Annotated in this window: 10 protein-coding genes; 3 read left to right on the forward strand and 7 right to left on the reverse strand. The window is 72.8% G+C overall.

Going from position 1 to position 15,022, the window contains the following annotated elements; genetic code table 11:
- Nucleotides 1–16: 16 nt before the first annotated feature.
- On the reverse strand, nucleotides 17–4,000 hold the full coding sequence (gene tmk, locus K7I03_RS15015; protein WP_221902855.1) for a dTMP kinase: 3,984 nt from the start codon (nucleotides 3,998–4,000) through the stop codon (nucleotides 17–19).
- Between the two features lie 145 nt (nucleotides 4,001–4,145).
- The gene (gene topA, locus K7I03_RS15020; RefSeq protein ID WP_185942373.1) at nucleotides 4,146–6,995 is read right to left on the reverse strand and encodes a type I DNA topoisomerase; all 2,850 of its coding nucleotides are present in this window, start codon (nucleotides 6,993–6,995) and stop codon (nucleotides 4,146–4,148) included.
- Between the two features lie 358 nt (nucleotides 6,996–7,353).
- Here topA and K7I03_RS15025 point away from each other — a divergent pair, with 358 nt between their 5' ends.
- From K7I03_RS15025 to K7I03_RS15035, 3 genes are all read left to right on the forward strand, one after another.
- On the forward strand, nucleotides 7,354–7,764 hold the full coding sequence (locus K7I03_RS15025) for a TM2 domain-containing protein (RefSeq protein ID WP_185942374.1): 411 nt from the start codon (nucleotides 7,354–7,356) through the stop codon (nucleotides 7,762–7,764).
- Nucleotides 7,757–8,182 carry a DUF2752 domain-containing protein gene (locus K7I03_RS15030; RefSeq protein ID WP_185942375.1) on the forward strand — a complete coding sequence of 142 codons (426 nt, stop codon included), beginning with the start codon at nucleotides 7,757–7,759 and terminating at the stop codon, nucleotides 8,180–8,182. The genes K7I03_RS15025 and K7I03_RS15030 overlap by 8 nt, the downstream gene beginning before the upstream one ends.
- Before the next feature lie 251 nt (nucleotides 8,183–8,433).
- Nucleotides 8,434–8,715: a TM2 domain-containing protein gene (locus tag K7I03_RS15035; RefSeq protein ID WP_185942376.1), complete on the forward strand. Its 282-nt coding sequence runs from the start codon at nucleotides 8,434–8,436 to the stop codon at nucleotides 8,713–8,715.
- A 95-nt stretch (nucleotides 8,716–8,810) separates the two neighbouring features.
- Here the strand turns inward: K7I03_RS15035 and K7I03_RS15040 are convergent, their stop codons facing one another.
- From K7I03_RS15040 to bldG, 5 genes are all read right to left on the reverse strand, one after another.
- A complete protein-coding gene (locus tag K7I03_RS15040; protein WP_185942377.1) occupies nucleotides 8,811–10,343 on the reverse strand; it encodes a DUF7059 domain-containing protein in 1,533 nt (510 codons plus the stop codon).
- A 74-nt stretch (nucleotides 10,344–10,417) separates the two neighbouring features.
- Nucleotides 10,418–10,990 (reverse strand): small secreted protein, encoded by a 573-nt coding sequence (locus K7I03_RS15045; RefSeq protein WP_224347064.1) that lies wholly within the window; start codon nucleotides 10,988–10,990, stop codon nucleotides 10,418–10,420.
- Between the two features lie 269 nt (nucleotides 10,991–11,259).
- The gene (locus K7I03_RS15050; RefSeq protein WP_185942378.1) at nucleotides 11,260–13,719 is read right to left on the reverse strand and encodes a sodium-translocating pyrophosphatase; all 2,460 of its coding nucleotides are present in this window, start codon (nucleotides 13,717–13,719) and stop codon (nucleotides 11,260–11,262) included.
- A gap of 384 nt (nucleotides 13,720–14,103) precedes the next feature.
- A complete protein-coding gene (locus tag K7I03_RS15055; RefSeq protein ID WP_185942379.1) occupies nucleotides 14,104–14,553 on the reverse strand; it encodes an ATP-binding protein in 450 nt (149 codons plus the stop codon).
- A gap of 112 nt (nucleotides 14,554–14,665) precedes the next feature.
- The gene (gene bldG, locus K7I03_RS15060) at nucleotides 14,666–15,007 is read right to left on the reverse strand and encodes an anti-sigma factor antagonist BldG (protein WP_049716377.1); all 342 of its coding nucleotides are present in this window, start codon (nucleotides 15,005–15,007) and stop codon (nucleotides 14,666–14,668) included.
- Nucleotides 15,008–15,022: the final 15 nt, after the last annotated feature.

Consider the following 15,022-nt stretch of genomic DNA (forward strand, 5'->3'; position numbering starts at 1 on the left):
GGGCGCCCTCAGCCGCTCAGCGGCCTCCGCGCCGGCCGGAGGCGCCGGAAGCGCCGCCGTCCGGGCCGTCGCCGGAGCCGCCGTCCCGCCGGCCCAAGAGGTCGTCGGCGAGCGTCGGCGCCTCGGCGTCGTCGCCCTCCCGGCCGCCCTCGGCCCACTCCGGGCGCCGCCGGGCCTTGCGCGCCCGGTCCGCCGCGTCCGCGGCGTCCGCTCCGGCGCCGGGGCGCGGCATCTCGCGCGTGCGCATGCCGTCCGCGTCGTCCGCCGGAGCGCGCTCCCCCTCGGCGCCGCCGGACTCCTCCGGGCGGAACAGCCAGTCCGGAACCCGCTCCACCGGGTCCTCGGCCCGCCCGGCGTCCGTCGGCCCCGCGGCCTTGGCACCGTCCGCGCCCTCCGTGCCGTCCGCGCCGTCCCTGCCGGAGCGCAGCCCCCAGGTGACCCGCTGCACCGGCGGCGGAAGCGTGGGCACGGGCGGCAACACCGTCGTCTCGTCCTCGCCACCACGGCCCTCGGCCGCTTCCGGAGCACCGGCCTTCCCACCCGACGCCGGCTTCTCCGAACGCACCGGCGGCAGATACGTGGTCTCGTCCTCCGCGCCGACGGGCTTCCGCTTCCCGGCACGAGCCGGGCCGGTGGCCCGCAGCACGGCCGTCTCGTCCCCCGCACCACGGCCCCCGGCCGCTTCCGGAGCGCCGGTCTCCTCAGCCGATGCCGACTCGTCCGAACGCACCGGCGGCAGGTAAGCGGTCTCGTCCTCCGCACCGACGGGCTTCCGCTTCCCGGCACGAGCCGGGCCGGTGGCCGGCAGCACGGCCGTCTCGTCCCCCGCACCACGGCCCCCGGCCGCTTCCGGAGCGCCGGTCTCCTCACCCGATGCCGACTCGTCCGAACGCACCGGCGGCAGATACGTGGTCTCGTCCTCCGCACCGACGGGCTTCCGCTTCCCGGCACGAGCCGGGCCGGTGGTCGGCAGCACGGCCGTCTCGTCCCCCGCGCCGGCCTCGCCGGACGCGGCTTCCGCCCCGCCCGCCCTGTCGGCCTCGTGCGGATCCTTCCGGTGCACCAGCGGCGTCTGGACGGTCACCGTCTCGTCGGCGTCGCGCATGAGCAGCGTCTCGCGCGGGTCCGGGCGGTGCACGGGCGGGACCCGGAGCTGCTCGGTCCGCTCGGCGTCGGCAGCCCGCGCCCCGGCCCGAGGCGCGGTGGACCCGGCGTCGGACGCCTTCGCCCGCTTGGTGAGGTCGGCGGCCTTCCCTGCCGCACCGGCACCGCTCTCCCGCAGCGCCGGCCGCTCGACCGTGGGCACCTCGTCGGCCCCGACGGCGTCGGCCCGCGCCCCGGCGCCGGCCCCCGCCGCACCGCCAGAAGCCACACTGTCAGGAGCCACACCGCCAGAAGCCGCTCCGCCACGAGCCACGCCATCCGCGGCCGCACCGCCCGCCGCCGTCCGCGCCTCCTCCGCGCGCAGCAGCGCCTCCTCGGCCTTCCGCTGCTTCTCGCGCCGCCGCTCCTCGGCCTCGGCGCGCAGCCGCGCCTCCTCCTCGGCCTGCTTGCGCAGCCGCTCCTGCTCGGCGGCCCGGGCGCGCTCCTCCGCCTCACGGCGCCTGCGCTCCTCGTCCGCGAGCCGGCGCGCCTCCTCGGCGCGCTTCCGCGCCTCCTCCGCCTGCCGTTCGGCCTCCAGGCGCCGGGCCTCCTCGGCCTCCCGGCGCTTGCGCTCCTCTTCCTCCGCGCGCAGCTTGGCGAGCTGCTCCTGGCGCTCGCGCTCCAGCCGCTCCTCCTCGGCCTTGCGCGCCGCCTCCTCCTCCGCCTTGCGGCGGGCCTCGGCCTCGGCGGCCCTGCGGGCCTCCTCACGGGCCTCGATCTCCTGGGCGGACAGCGGCAGCACCTCGTCGAGGCGGTGGCGCACGACGGTGGTGACGGCTTCGGGCTCCTGCCCGGCGTCGACGACGAGGTAGCGCGCCGGGTCGGCGGCGGCCAGGGCGAGGAAGCCCTTCCGCACCCGCTCGTGGAACTCGGCGGGCTCCGACTCCAGCCGGTCGGGCGCCTCGGTGAAGCGCTCGCGCGCGGTCTCCGGCGAGACGTCCAGCAGCACCGTCAGGTGCGGAACGAGCCCTTCCGTCGCCCAGCGGTTGATCCGGGCGATCTCGGTCGGGGAGAGGTCGCGGCCGGCGCCCTGGTAGGCGACGGACGAGTCGATGTAGCGGTCGGAGATGACGACCGCGCCGCGCTCCAGGGCGGGCCGGACGACGGCGTTGATGTGCTCGGCGCGGTCGGCGGCGTACAGCAGCGCCTCGGCGCGGTCCGAGAGCCCGGCCGACGCGACGTCCAGCAGGATCGCGCGCAGCCGCTTGCCGATGGCGGTGGCGCCGGGTTCGCGGGTGACGACCACCTCGTGGCCCTTGGAGCGGATCCACTCGGCGATGGCCTGCACCTGGGTGGACTTGCCGGCGCCGTCGCCGCCGTCGAACACCAGGAAGAAGCCGTTGGCGGCGGTCGCCTCGGCGGGGTCGCCGTCGCGGACGGCGTCCAGCAGGTCGCGGTGGAACGGCACGCCGTGCCGGTCGTCGGTCTTGCCCAGGACGAGAGCGCCCACCGGCAGCAGCAGCGCGCCGATCAGCATCAGGGTGAAGGCCGCGCCGCCGTGGTCGAAGACGAAGTTGCCGTTCTCGGCCCGGTGCGGGCCGATGAGCGCGGCGAGGACGGGGGCGACGACCGCGGCCGACGCCACGGTGACGCGGACGACCGCGTGCAGGTGCTCCGTGACGCGCGGGCGGCGCTCCTCCTCGGCCTCCTGGTCGAGGAGGGCGTGCCCGGTGTTCGCGACGACGCCGGCGGCGACGCCCGCGACCAGGATCAGCAGCAGCACGGTCGTGGCGTCGGGCACCAGCCCGGCCGCCAGCAGCGCGACGCCCGTGACGGCGAGCGAGAGGGCCAGCAGCCTGCGGCGGGAGAACCCGGGCAGGACGCGGCCCGCGCTCCGGATGCCGAGGACGGGTCCGCCGGTGAGGGCCAGGGCCAGCAGCCCGAAGGCCACCGGGCCGCCGCCCAGGTCGTAGGCCTGGAGGACGGCGACGCCGAACGCGGCGGCGACCGCCCCGGCGACGGCCGCGCAGGACAGGACGAAGACGGGGATGCCGCCCGTCCGGCCCTTGTCGGGCGCCTGGTCGCGCTGGGGCCGGCGCAGACCCTCCAGCGGGGAGCGCGGGGTCATCTCCCGCGCGCCGGGGAGGGCCAGGAAGTAGACGATCACACCGGAGGCGTTGAACAGGGCCGCGGCGAGGTACGAGCCGAGCGCCGGCTGGTGCTGGTGGAACCAGTCGATGCCGGACCCCAGCAGATTGCTGACGAGCGTGATGGCGACGAGGGCCGCCGCGGCGGCCGGCAGGGCGACGAAGGACGTGCGCAGCGTCAGCCGCCGGAGCGCGTCGGCGTGGTCCGGGACGGGCCGGACGGCCGCGCCCTCAAGAGGCGGCCGCGGCAGCAGGGTAGGCGCCACGCCGTCCTTCGCCACGGTCCACACACGCTCGGCGACACCCAGGACGAACGCCGTGACCAGCAAGGAGACCAGCGCGTTGCTCTCGGTGAAGTCGATCCACACCGGGGCGACGGCCAGCAGCAGGGCCCGGACGGCGTCGGCGCCGATCATCGTCCAGCGCCGGTCGAGCGGCCCTGAGGGCGCCAGCAGCGCGTTGAAGGGGCCGAGCAGGACCGTGCCCAGCAGCAGTGTCGCGAGCAGCCGCGCGCCGAGGACGGCGGCCACGGCGAAGGCGGCGCCCCGGTACCCGCCGCCGAACGATCCGGCGGTGACGGCCGCCTGGAGCGCCAGCAGGAGCAGGACCAGCAGGCCGAGGGCGTCACCGACGCCCCCCGCGGCCTGGGCGCTCCACAGCCGCCGCAACGGGGGGATGCGCAGCAGGGCGCGGACGGCACGCTCGCGGGAGTCCGCGGCCAGTGCCCCTGAGGGAGAGGTCACCACTGTTGGCTGCTCGGCTCGCGTCATCCTGCCAGCCTATCCGGAGCGTCTGAATACCAACCGCCGCCGGGAACACCCGCTCGCATGGCGAGGGGCGCCCGCCTGCGGAAACGACCGGGCGGCGGAACCGGAATCCGGCCCGCCGCCCACTGCGTCCTCTACCTGGCGCCGCCTATTCGGCCTTGGCCGCGGCGGCCGTCTTGGCCGCCGTCTTCTTGGCCGCGGTCTTCTTCGCGGCGGCCGCCTTGGCCGTCGTCGTCTTCTTCGCCGCCGTCTTCTTGGCGGTCGTCGTCTTCTTCGCGGCGGTCTTCTTGGCCGGGGCCTTCTTGGCCGCCTTCTTCGCGGTCTTCTTGGCCGGCCCCTTGGCCCGCTTCTCCGCGAGCAGCTCGTAGCCACGCTCCGGCGTGATCGTCTCCACGTCGTCGTCGCGGCGCAGCGTGGCGTTGGTCTCGCCGTCCGTGACGTACGGGCCGAAGCGGCCGTCCTTGACGACCACCGGACGCTCGCTGACCGGGTCGGTGCCCAGCTCCTTCAGCGGCGGCTTGGCCGCGGCCCGCCCGCGCTGCTTGGGCTGCGCGTAGATCGCGAGGGCCTCCTCCAACGTGATGTCGAAGATCTGGTCCTCGGTCTCCAGGGAGCGCGAGTCGGTGCCCTTCTTCAGGTACGGGCCGTAGCGGCCGTTCTGCGCGGTGATCTCCACGCCCTCGGCGTCGGCGCCGACCACGCGCGGCAGGGACATCAGCTTGAGCGCGTCGTCGAGCGTGACCGTGTCGAGGGACATCGACTTGAAGAGCGACGCCGTCCGCGGCTTGACCGCGTTCTTGCCGGTCTTCGGCGTGCCCTCGGGCAGCACCTCGGTGACGTAGGGGCCGTAGCGGCCGTCCTTGGCGACGATCGGGTGGCCCGACTCCGGGTCCGTGCCCAGCTCGTACTCGCCGCTGGGCCGGGCGAACAGCTCCTCCGCGTACTCCACGGTGAGCTCGTCCGGCGCCAGGTCCTCGGGGACGTCCGCGCGCTGGTGCCCCTCGGTGTCCTTCTCGCCCCGCTCGACGTACGGGCCGTAGCGGCCCACGCGCAGCACGATGCCCTCGCCGACGGGGAACGAGGAGATCTCCCGGGCGTCGATCGCGCCCAGGTCGGTCACCAGCTCCTTGAGACCGCCGAGGTGGTCGCCGTCGCCGTTGCCCGCCTCGGCGGCACGGCCGGTGACCTCCCCCGAGCCCTCGCCGAAGTAGAAGCGGCGCAGCCACGGCACGGCCTGGGCCTCGCCGCGGGCGATGCGGTCGAGATCCTCCTCCATGGCGGCGGTGAAGTCGTAGTCGACGAGCCGGCCGAAGTGCTTCTCCAGCAGGTTGACGACCGCGAAGCTCAGGAAGGACGGGACGAGCGCGGTGCCCTTCTTGAAGACGTAGCCGCGGTCGAGGATGGTGCCGAGGATGGACGCGTAGGTCGACGGGCGGCCGATCTCGCGCTCTTCCAGCTCCTTGACCAGCGACGCCTCGGTGTAGCGGGCCGGCGGCTTGGTGGCGTGGCCGTCGGCGGTGATCTCCTCGGCGGTCAGCGCGTCGCCCTCGGTGACCTGCGGCAGCCGGCGCTCGCGGTCGTCGAGCTCGGCGTTCGGGTCGTCGGCGCCCTCGACGTACGCCTTCATGAAGCCGTGGAAGGTGATCGTCTTGCCGGAGGCGCTGAACTCGGCGTCCCGGCCGTCGGAGGCGCGGCCCGCGATCTTCACGGTGACCGAGTTGCCCACCGCGTCCTTCATCTGGGAGGCAACGGTCCGCTTCCAGATGAGCTCGTACAGCCGGAACTGGTCACCCGTCAGACCGGTCTCCGCGGGGGTGCGGAAACGATCACCCGAAGGACGGATGGCCTCGTGCGCCTCCTGGGCGTTCTTGACCTTCCCCGCGTAGGTGCGCGGCTTCTCCGGCAGGTAGTCGGCCCCGTAGAGCTGGGTGACCTGCGCCCGGGCGGCGGTAATGGCCGTGTCGGACAGCGTCGTGGAGTCCGTACGCATATAGGTGATGAAGCCGTTCTCGTACAGCTTCTGGGCCACCTGCATGGTCGCCTTCGCACCGAAGCCCAGCTTGCGCGACGCCTCCTGCTGGAGGGTCGTGGTGCGGAAGGGGGCGTACGGGGAGCGGCGGTACGGCTTGGATTCGACCGAGCGCACCGCGAACGAGGTGTCGGCGAGGGCGGCGGCCAGCGCGCGGGCGTTCGCCTCGTCCAGGTGCAGCACCTGGGCGGCGTCCTTGAGCCGCCCGGTCGAGCCGAAGTCACGGCCCTGGGCGACCCGCCGGCCGTCCACGGAGGACAGCCGCGCGGCGAAGGTGCCGGGCTCGGCGGCGTCACCGCCGCGGCCGGTGGAGAAGGTGCCGGTGAGGTCCCAGTACTCGGCAGAGCGGAACGCGATCCGCTCGCGCTCCCGCTCCACGACGAGCCGGGTGGCCACGGACTGCACCCGTCCGGCGGACAGCCGGGGCATGACTTTCTTCCACAGGACCGGCGAGACCTCGTAGCCGTAGAGGCGGTCGAGGATGCGCCGGGTCTCCTGGGCGTCGACCAGCTTCTTGTTCAGCTCGCGCGGGTGGGCGACGGCGGCCTGGATCGCGTCCTTGGTGATCTCGTGGAAGACCATCCGGCGGACCGGGACCTTGGGCTTGAGGACCTCCTGCAGGTGCCAGGCGATGGCCTCGCCCTCGCGGTCCTCATCGGTGGCCAGGAAGAGCTCGTCCGACTCGGCCAACAGCTCCTTGAGCTTCTTGACCTGGTCCTTCTTGTCGGCGTTGACGACGTAGACGGGCTGGAAGTCCGCGTCCACGTTCACGCCCAGGCGGGCCCACGGCTCGCCCTTGTACTTGGCCGGGACCTCGGCGGCCCCGTTCGGCAGGTCACGGATGTGCCCGACGCTCGCCTCGACGACGTATCCGGGGCCGAGGTAGCCCTTGATCGTCTTCGCCTTGGCAGGCGACTCGACGATGACGAGTCGGCGGCCGCCCTGTGCGGTCTCGCTGGTCGGGGACAACTTCGCTCTTCTTCCGGTCGCAATCGGCATGGGAGTTGCGGTGACGCTGCGGAGTGTGACGGTACATCCCGCCCCCGTGTCAAACGGGGAAAGCCCGCAACGCCACTCGAACGGTAACCCGACAAGCGTCCTGTCTGCCGCCCGGAGCGTCGGACGCCACATCCGCCGCGTCCCGGCCTCCGCACCGTACGAGCCGGCGGAGAAGCCGGGAACGCGTCGCGGAGGAGCCGTGGAGGAACCGCGGCGAAAGCCCCGAGCGCCGTGTCGGACCCTGCTGGCAGGATGACCACCGCACGTCATGCCATCCGATCGTGCGACTGATTTCCGCCAGACCTCACACGGCAGGAGTTTTCCGCCCATGTCCGACCAGACCCCGTACGGGTACCCGCAGGACCCGTACGGCCGGCCCCAGCAGGGGCAGCAGCCAGGTTACCCGCAGGCGTCGTCCCCTTACGCTCAGCAGCCCGGCTACGCCTACCCGCCGCCGATGGCTCCGGGCGCGCCGGGGATGTACATGGGAGACCCGAACGCCCCCTACGGCTACGACCCCTACGGGCGGCCCTACTCCGAGAAGTCCAAGATCGTGGCGGGCGTCCTCCAGCTGTTCCTGGGCAGCTTCGGCATCGGCCGCTTCTACACCGGACACACGGGCATGGCCCTCGGCCAGCTCTTCACCTGCGGCGGTCTAGGCATCTGGGCGCTGATCGACGGAATCATGCTGCTGACCGGCAACAGCACCGACTCGGCGGGGCGCCCGCTCCGTGGCTGAGAAGCCCCGCCGCGGGGCGCGGGCCGGACTCCCGCGCGCCGTCCGCCACCCGGCCGCGGCACCGCTCGGGGCCCTCGCGGCGGGGGCGGCCGGCGCCGCCTATCTGTGGGGCACCGATCCACACCGCCCCGGGCAGTGGCTCCCCCGCTGCCCGTTCCACTGGGCGACGGGACTGCTCTGCCCGGCCTGCGGCGGCACGCGCATGGCCTACGACCTGCTGCACGGGGACCTCGGCGCCGCGTTCCACGACAACGCCCTGCTGCTGCTCCTCGGCCTCCCCGCGGCCGCGTACCTGTGCGGCCGCTGGCTCGCCGAAGGACTCAGGGGCCGCCGCTACCGGCCGCGGCTGGGCCGGGCCGGGACGGCCGCCGTCCTGGGGACCGCGGTGACCTGGTCGCTGGTGCGCAATCTGATCTGACCGGATGACGCCGCCGGCCGGCCGCGCTCGCCGACCGACCGGTTTCGGCCAACCGCGCACCTGCCGGATCACCTCACGGATCGCCACATCCGCCCCGCCCGGCCCGACCTGCGCTCTGTCACCGAATGATCACGATTACCGGTCCGGCACAACTTTCCGCGCGACCTTCCGGTCTGCTTGATCGCCGCCATACAGGCCCTTCCCCCATTGACGGGCCGGCGGCTTCGTCCCGACCGCTTGAGGAGTCATCCATGTCGTACCCCGCTCCCCCGCCCTACCAGGGCCCGCCGGCCCCCTTCGGCTACGCCCCCAACGGGCAGCCGTACTCCGAGAAGTCCAAGATCGTGGCCGGAATCCTCCAGCTCTTCCTGGGCAGCCTCGGCATCGGCCGCTTCTACACCGGCCACGTGGGCATGGGCGTCGCCCAGCTCCTGACCTGCGGCGGCCTCGGCTTCTGGGCCCTGATCGACGGAATCATCTTCCTCGTCAGCAACACCCGCACCGACAAGAACGGCCACGTGCTGCGCGGCTGACGCCCCCGCGAGCGCCGCTGCCCCCCGGAGGCGGCCCCGCCTCCGGGGCCGCTCCGAGCTCTCCGGCGACGAGGCCTCGCGTCCGACGGCTCCCCTCACCCCTCCGGGATCAGGAACCCCTGCTCCACCAGCAGCCTGATCGCCTCGGGCGTCCGGTCGCGCAGCAGGACCGGATCCTCGCCGACGAGCTGGGCGATGGCGTCGAGGATGCGGCCCGCGCTGAGAGTCCCGTCACAGACCCCGGCGAACCCGGCTCCCACGGTGTCGACCTTGGTGGCGCGGCGCATGCCCCGGTTCTGCCGCAGCACCACATGCTCCGGATCCTCCGCGCCCGGCAGCCCGACCTGCTCCTGGACGACCTCGGGAGCCAGCCGGAAGCGGGCCTCCAGCAGCGCCGCGTCGTCGTGCGTGCGCAGGAACTCCTGCCGTGCGAAGTGGTCGCGGATGCTCGCGCCCAGCGGCTGCTCCACCGGGTGCGGCCACTCCTCGGCGATCACCGAGGGCCGCTCGGCCCCCGACTTGCGCAGGGTGATCCAGCCGAAACCGACCCCCTTCGTCCGCCGCTCCTCGAACTCCGCGAGCCACGCGTCGTACCGCGCCGCGTACTCCTCGGGGGAGGCCCGGTGGTCCCCCGCGTCCCGCAGCCACAGCTCGGCGTACTGGGCCACGTCCTGGACCTCCCGCTGGACGATCCAGGCGTCGCAGCCGGCCGGGACCCAGGACGAGAGCCGCTCCCGCCAGTCCTCCCCCTCGACGTGCTGCCAGTTGGCGAGCAACTGGCAGTAACCGCCGTCGTTGAGCCGGTCCGCCGCCTGGGACACCAGCGTGCGGCAGAGGTCGTCGCCGCCCATGCCGCCGTCCCGGTAGGTGAGCCGGGCCCCGGGGGAGATGACGAACGGCGGGTTCGAGACGATCAGGTCGTACGTCTCGTCGGCCACCGGCTCGAACAGCGAACCCTGGCGCAGGTCCGCCTCCGGCGCGCCGGAGAGCGCGAGCGTGAGCCGGGCGAAGCGCAGGGCACGCGGGTTCAGATCGGTCGCGGTGACGCGGCCCGCGTGCTGGGCCGCGTGCAACGCCTGGATGCCTGAGCCGGTGCCGAGGTCGAGGGCGCTGCCGACCGGCGTACGGACCGTGATGCCGGCGAGCGTGGTGGAGGCGCCGCCGACGCCGAGGACGAGCTCCGAGCGGTCGATGCCGGACGGGCCCGCCCCGCCCCCGGCGATACCCCCCGCGCCGCCGACCGCGCAGCCCAGGTCGGAGACGATCCACCAGTCCTGCCCCTCCGGGCCGCCGTAAGGCCGCACGTCGACGCTCGCGCGGACGGCATCACCGTCGCGGACCAGCCAGCCGTCGGCGAGGCAGTCCTCCAGGGGGAGCGCGGCGGCGGCCCGCGCGGCGGGCACGGACCGCTGCAGCAGGAAGAGCCGGACCAGGGTCTCCAGCGGGCCGTCCCCCCTGGTGGCGCGCAGGGCGGGAACGGTCTCGCTGCGCGCGAGCGCGGCGTAGGCGGGGGCGCCGAGCAGTTCGAGCAGACCGTCGGCCGTGAAGGCGGCGGCGAGCAGGGCGTCGCGCAGCCGGTCGGTGCGCGCGGACTGGACGGGTGCGTCGGCGGAAGGCAGCGTACTCACGGAACCATTGTCGGGGGCACCACTGACAATCCGTGACAGCCCGCCGCCACCTCCCGCGCCGGCGCCCCGGGGGATCAGACCTGCGCGGGCGGCGTGGCCGCCGGGATCTTGCAGGACTCCTGCTTCGCCATCGCCTGACCGGCGTCGCCCGACTGGAACTTCTTGAGCGCGTCACCACTCTTGCCGCTCAGCTTGCCGAGGTCCGCGGCCATGTTCTTGAGGCCCTCGGAGAACTTGGCCCGGTCGGACGTGTCGAGCGCGTCGACCTTCGTCTTCAGGGTCTTGTACGACGCGGAGAGGTCCTTGAGCGCCTTGACGGCGTCCTCCTGGTTGGTCTTTCCGTCGTCGACGGGCGGCGCGCCCGCGTTCTGCACGGACTGGGCGAGGGCGTTGTACGCGTCGACGTTGGCCTGGAAGGCGGCCGAGTCCGTCCGCTGGACCTTCTTCGAGTCCTCCTCCGTGCGCACGGAGGTGATCGAGGCGTTGGCCTGCTGGATCTTCTTGACCTGGGGCTGCATCGTGTCGCAGACCTTCTTGGCCCAGTCGTCGAGCTTCTTGCCCTTGTCCTCGCCGCCGCCACCGCATCCCGTCAGCGCCAGGACGAGCGCCGCACCGCCGGACAGTGCGGCCAAAAGCTTCTTGTTCACCGGATCGGTCCCTTCAATGGCTCTCGGCCCCGGAACTTACACGTCCCACCGGCACGGCCCGCGAGCCGAGCATCCCATATGACCTCCTACCTCGCCATTTACGGCAATCTCGATGTGGCGTTCGCCGCGCCGGACCCGCCCGTCCGGAAGCGCGCGGGGCCGCCGGACGGACACGCGCGAGCGGGACGGCACCCGGCCGGAACGGCTGATGACACACCGTCCGGCGTACGGACCACGCCGTCCCGCCCGCGCTCCCGCCGCCGTCCGCGTCAGGACACCACCGCCGGATCGGTCGACTTGGCCGACCGGTCGGCACCGCCGTCGACGGTGACACTGCGCCGCTTGGACACGTACACGGCGGCGACGATCACCAGCGCGGCCAGCACCGCCACACCGATCCGCAGCGGCCTGCTCGCGTCGGCTCCGTAGGAGAACTTCACCACCGCCGGCGCGATGAGCAGCGCCACCAGGTTCATCACCTTGAGCAGCGGGTTGATGGCCGGTCCCGCGGTGTCCTTGAACGGATCGCCGACCGTGTCGCCGATGACCGTGGCGGCGTGCGCCTCGCCGCCCTTGCCGCCGTGGTGCCCGTCCTCCACCAGCTTCTTGGCGTTGTCCCAGGCGCCACCGGAGTTGGCCAGGAACACGGCCATCAGCGTGCCGGCGCCGATCGCGCCCGCCAGGTACGAGCCGAGCGCGCCGACGCCCAGGGCGAAGCCGACCGCGATCGGCGCCATGACCGCGAGCAGCCCCGGAGTGGCCAGTTCCCGCAGCGCGTCCTTGGTACAGATGTCGACGACCCGGCCGTACTCCGGCTTCTCGGTGTAATCCATGATCCCCGGGTGCTCACGGAACTGCCGCCGCACCTCGTACACCACCGAACCCGCCGACCGCGACACCGCGTTGATGGCCAGTCCGGAGAAGAGGAAGACGACGGCCGCCCCGAGGATCAGGCCCACCAGGTTGTTCGGCTGCGAGATGTCCAGACTCAGGTTCATCTCGGTCGACTTCGCGCCCACGTCCTCGACGGCCGTCCCGATCGCGTCCCGGTACGAGCCGAAGAGCGCGGACGCGGCCAGGACGGCCGTGGCGATGGCGATGCCCTTGGTGATGGCCTTGGTGGTGTTGCCCACCGCGTCGAGCTCGGTCAGCACCTGCGCCCCGGCGCCCTCGACGTCCCCGGACATCTCGGCGATGCCCTGGGCGTTGTCGGAGACCGGGCCGAAGGTGTCCATCGCGACGATGACGCCCACCGTGGTCAGCAGGCCGGTGCCGGCCAGGGCCACCGCGAACAGCGCGAGCATGATGGACGTGCCGCCCAGCAGGAACGCCCCGTAGACGCCGAGGGCGATCAGCACGGCGGAGTAGACGGCCGACTCCAGCCCCACCGAGATGCCCGCGAGGATGACGGTCGCGGGACCGGTGAGCGAGGTCTTGCCGATGTCGCGCACGGGCCGCCTGCCGGTCTCCGTGAAGTAACCCGTGAGCTGCTGGATGAGCGCCGCCAGGACGATGCCGATGGCGACGGCGACCAGCGCCAGCACCCGCGGGTCGCCGTCGCGGCCGCTGATGGACGGGTCGCCGAGACCGTCCAGATCCGCGTAGCTGGACGGCAGGTAGGTGTAGACGGCCACGGCGACGAGCGCGAGGGAGATGACGGCCGAGACGAAGAAACCCCGGTTGATGGCGGTCATCCCGCTCCGGTCGGCCCGGCGCGGCGCCACCGCGAAGATGCCGATCATGGCGGTGACCACGCCGATCGCGGGCACGAGGAGGGGGAAGGCGAGCCCGGAGTCGCCGAAGGCCGCCTTGCCGAGGATCAGCGCGGCGACCAGGGTCACGGCGTACGACTCGAAGAGGTCGGCCGCCATGCCCGCACAGTCGCCGACGTTGTCGCCCACGTTGTCGGCGATGGTGGCGGCGTTGCGCGGGTCGTCCTCGGGGATCCCCTGCTCCACCTTGCCCACCAGGTCGGCGCCCACGTCGGCCGCCTTGGTGAAGATGCCGCCGCCGACCCGCATGAACATGGCCAGCAGCGCCGCCCCGAAGCCGAAGCCCTCCAGCACCTTGGGCGCGTCAGCCGCGTAGACCAGCACCACGCAGGAGGCGCCGAGCAGACCGAGGCCGACGGTGAACATGCCGACGACGCCACCCGTACGAAACGCGATCTTCATGGCCCGGTGGGAGGCGGCCGTGGCACCCGTGTCCCCGGCGACCGGGGAGTCCCCCGGCCCCGGGACGGCGGGGGAACCCACAGGGGAACCCACGGAGGAACCCGCGGGGGGTGCGGCCGCGGAAAGCGCCGCCTCCCGCGCCGCGGCGGCCACGCGCACGTTACTGCGCACCGCGAGCCACATACCGATATAGCCGGTGGCCGCGGAGAAAAGCGCACCGACCAGAAAGAATGCCGAACGCCCCAGACGCTGCGACCAGTTGTCCGCCGGGAGAAGCATGAGGAGGAAGAACACGATCACGGCGAACGCACTGAGCGTCCGCAACTGCCGCGCCAGGTAGGCATTCGCGCCTTCCTGTACAGCCGCGGCGATTCTCTTCATGTTCTCGGTGCCTTCTCCGGCCGCCAGCACCTGCCGCACCAACACCACGGCCACCACGAGGGCCGCGAGGGCCACGGCCGCGATGACGATCACGAGGACGCGGTTGCCGCCGGTGAGCTCAACCGCGAGATTCTGAGTGAAGACCACCTGTTCAGGGGTGAAGGGCCCCGCCATTCGTCCTCCTTGACGTTTGGCACATGGGCGCGCGGCCGGACCGTGCACACGGGACGGCCACCACGCTCAGGCGTCCTGAGCTCAAGATGGACGGATTGTAGGGAGCATGACGAGGTCCCAACAGGGCGCCACAAACGGAATGAGTCTTCTCCGGTGGAGAATCCGTGGATGATCCGTACACTCGACGGGCCGCCCGTGAAGATCGGGAAATGCGCCGCACCCGTTTCCGGCCCGGCGCCCCTTTCCTGACGGGACCGGCGGAACCGGTGTCCGCGCGACCGGGAAAACCCGACAGAAAAGCACGGCTAGACAAGCGAATTCCGCCATCGCCCACGGCTACGGCGGATCCGGCAGCCGCCACTGGGCCGAACGGCGGACGCGGGGCTACGGCAGGACGGCCGCCGAGGCCGTCGGCCAGCTCATCCGGATGACGCCGCCGTTCTCGTCGGCGGACACCTCGACGTCGTCGACCAGGCCGCTGATGACGGCGAGGCCCATGTCGTCCTCGCCCTCGGAGCCCGCGTCGTCGTGCTCGGCCGTCGTCACCGTGGTGCCGCCCACCACGACCTCGGTGACGACCGGGTGCGGCGCGTCGTCGCCCACCTCGATGGAGAACTTCTTCTCGTCCTCCGTGAGCCGGACCCGGACCGGGGAGGAAATGCCACCGTTCCTGTGCAGGCCGACGGCGCGCGAGCAGGCTTCGCCCACGGCCAGCCGCACCTCGTCCAGCACGGCCTCGTCGACACCCGCCCGACGCGCCACCGCCGCCGCCACCAGGCGGGCGGTGCGGACGTGCTCGGGAAGGGCACTGAAGAGCAGTTCGACGGTGGCCATCCCATCCCCCTCAGTCGTACGTGCCCTCCCCCTCGCCTCCGGGGCAGGGCGACATCACGGAGGAACCGAGCGGCCTGCCCGGCGCCCCCGCGTACCAGTCCTGCGGCGACCGTCAGTCGGTCGCCGACACCGCGTCGTCGACCGAGGTGTGGATCGGGAACACCTTGGTCAGACCGGTGATACGGAAAATCTTGAGAATGCGCTCCTGGTTGCAGACCAGGCGCAGCGAGCCCTCGTGCGCCCGCACTCGCTTCAGGCCGCCGACCAGCACGCCGAGACCGGTCGAGTCGAGGAAGTCGACCCGCTCCATGTCCACGACGAGGTGGTAGCTGCCGTCGTTGACAAGCTCGACCAGCTGCTCCCGCAGCTTGGGCGCGGTGTACACATCAATCTCGCCACCCACCTCGACAACCGTACGGTCGCCAACGGTCCGGGTCGACAGGGACAGGTCCACGGATCCTCCAGCACC

Source organism: Streptomyces mobaraensis, assembly GCF_020099395.1.
Taxonomy (GTDB): Bacteria; Actinomycetota; Actinomycetes; order Streptomycetales; family Streptomycetaceae; genus Streptomyces.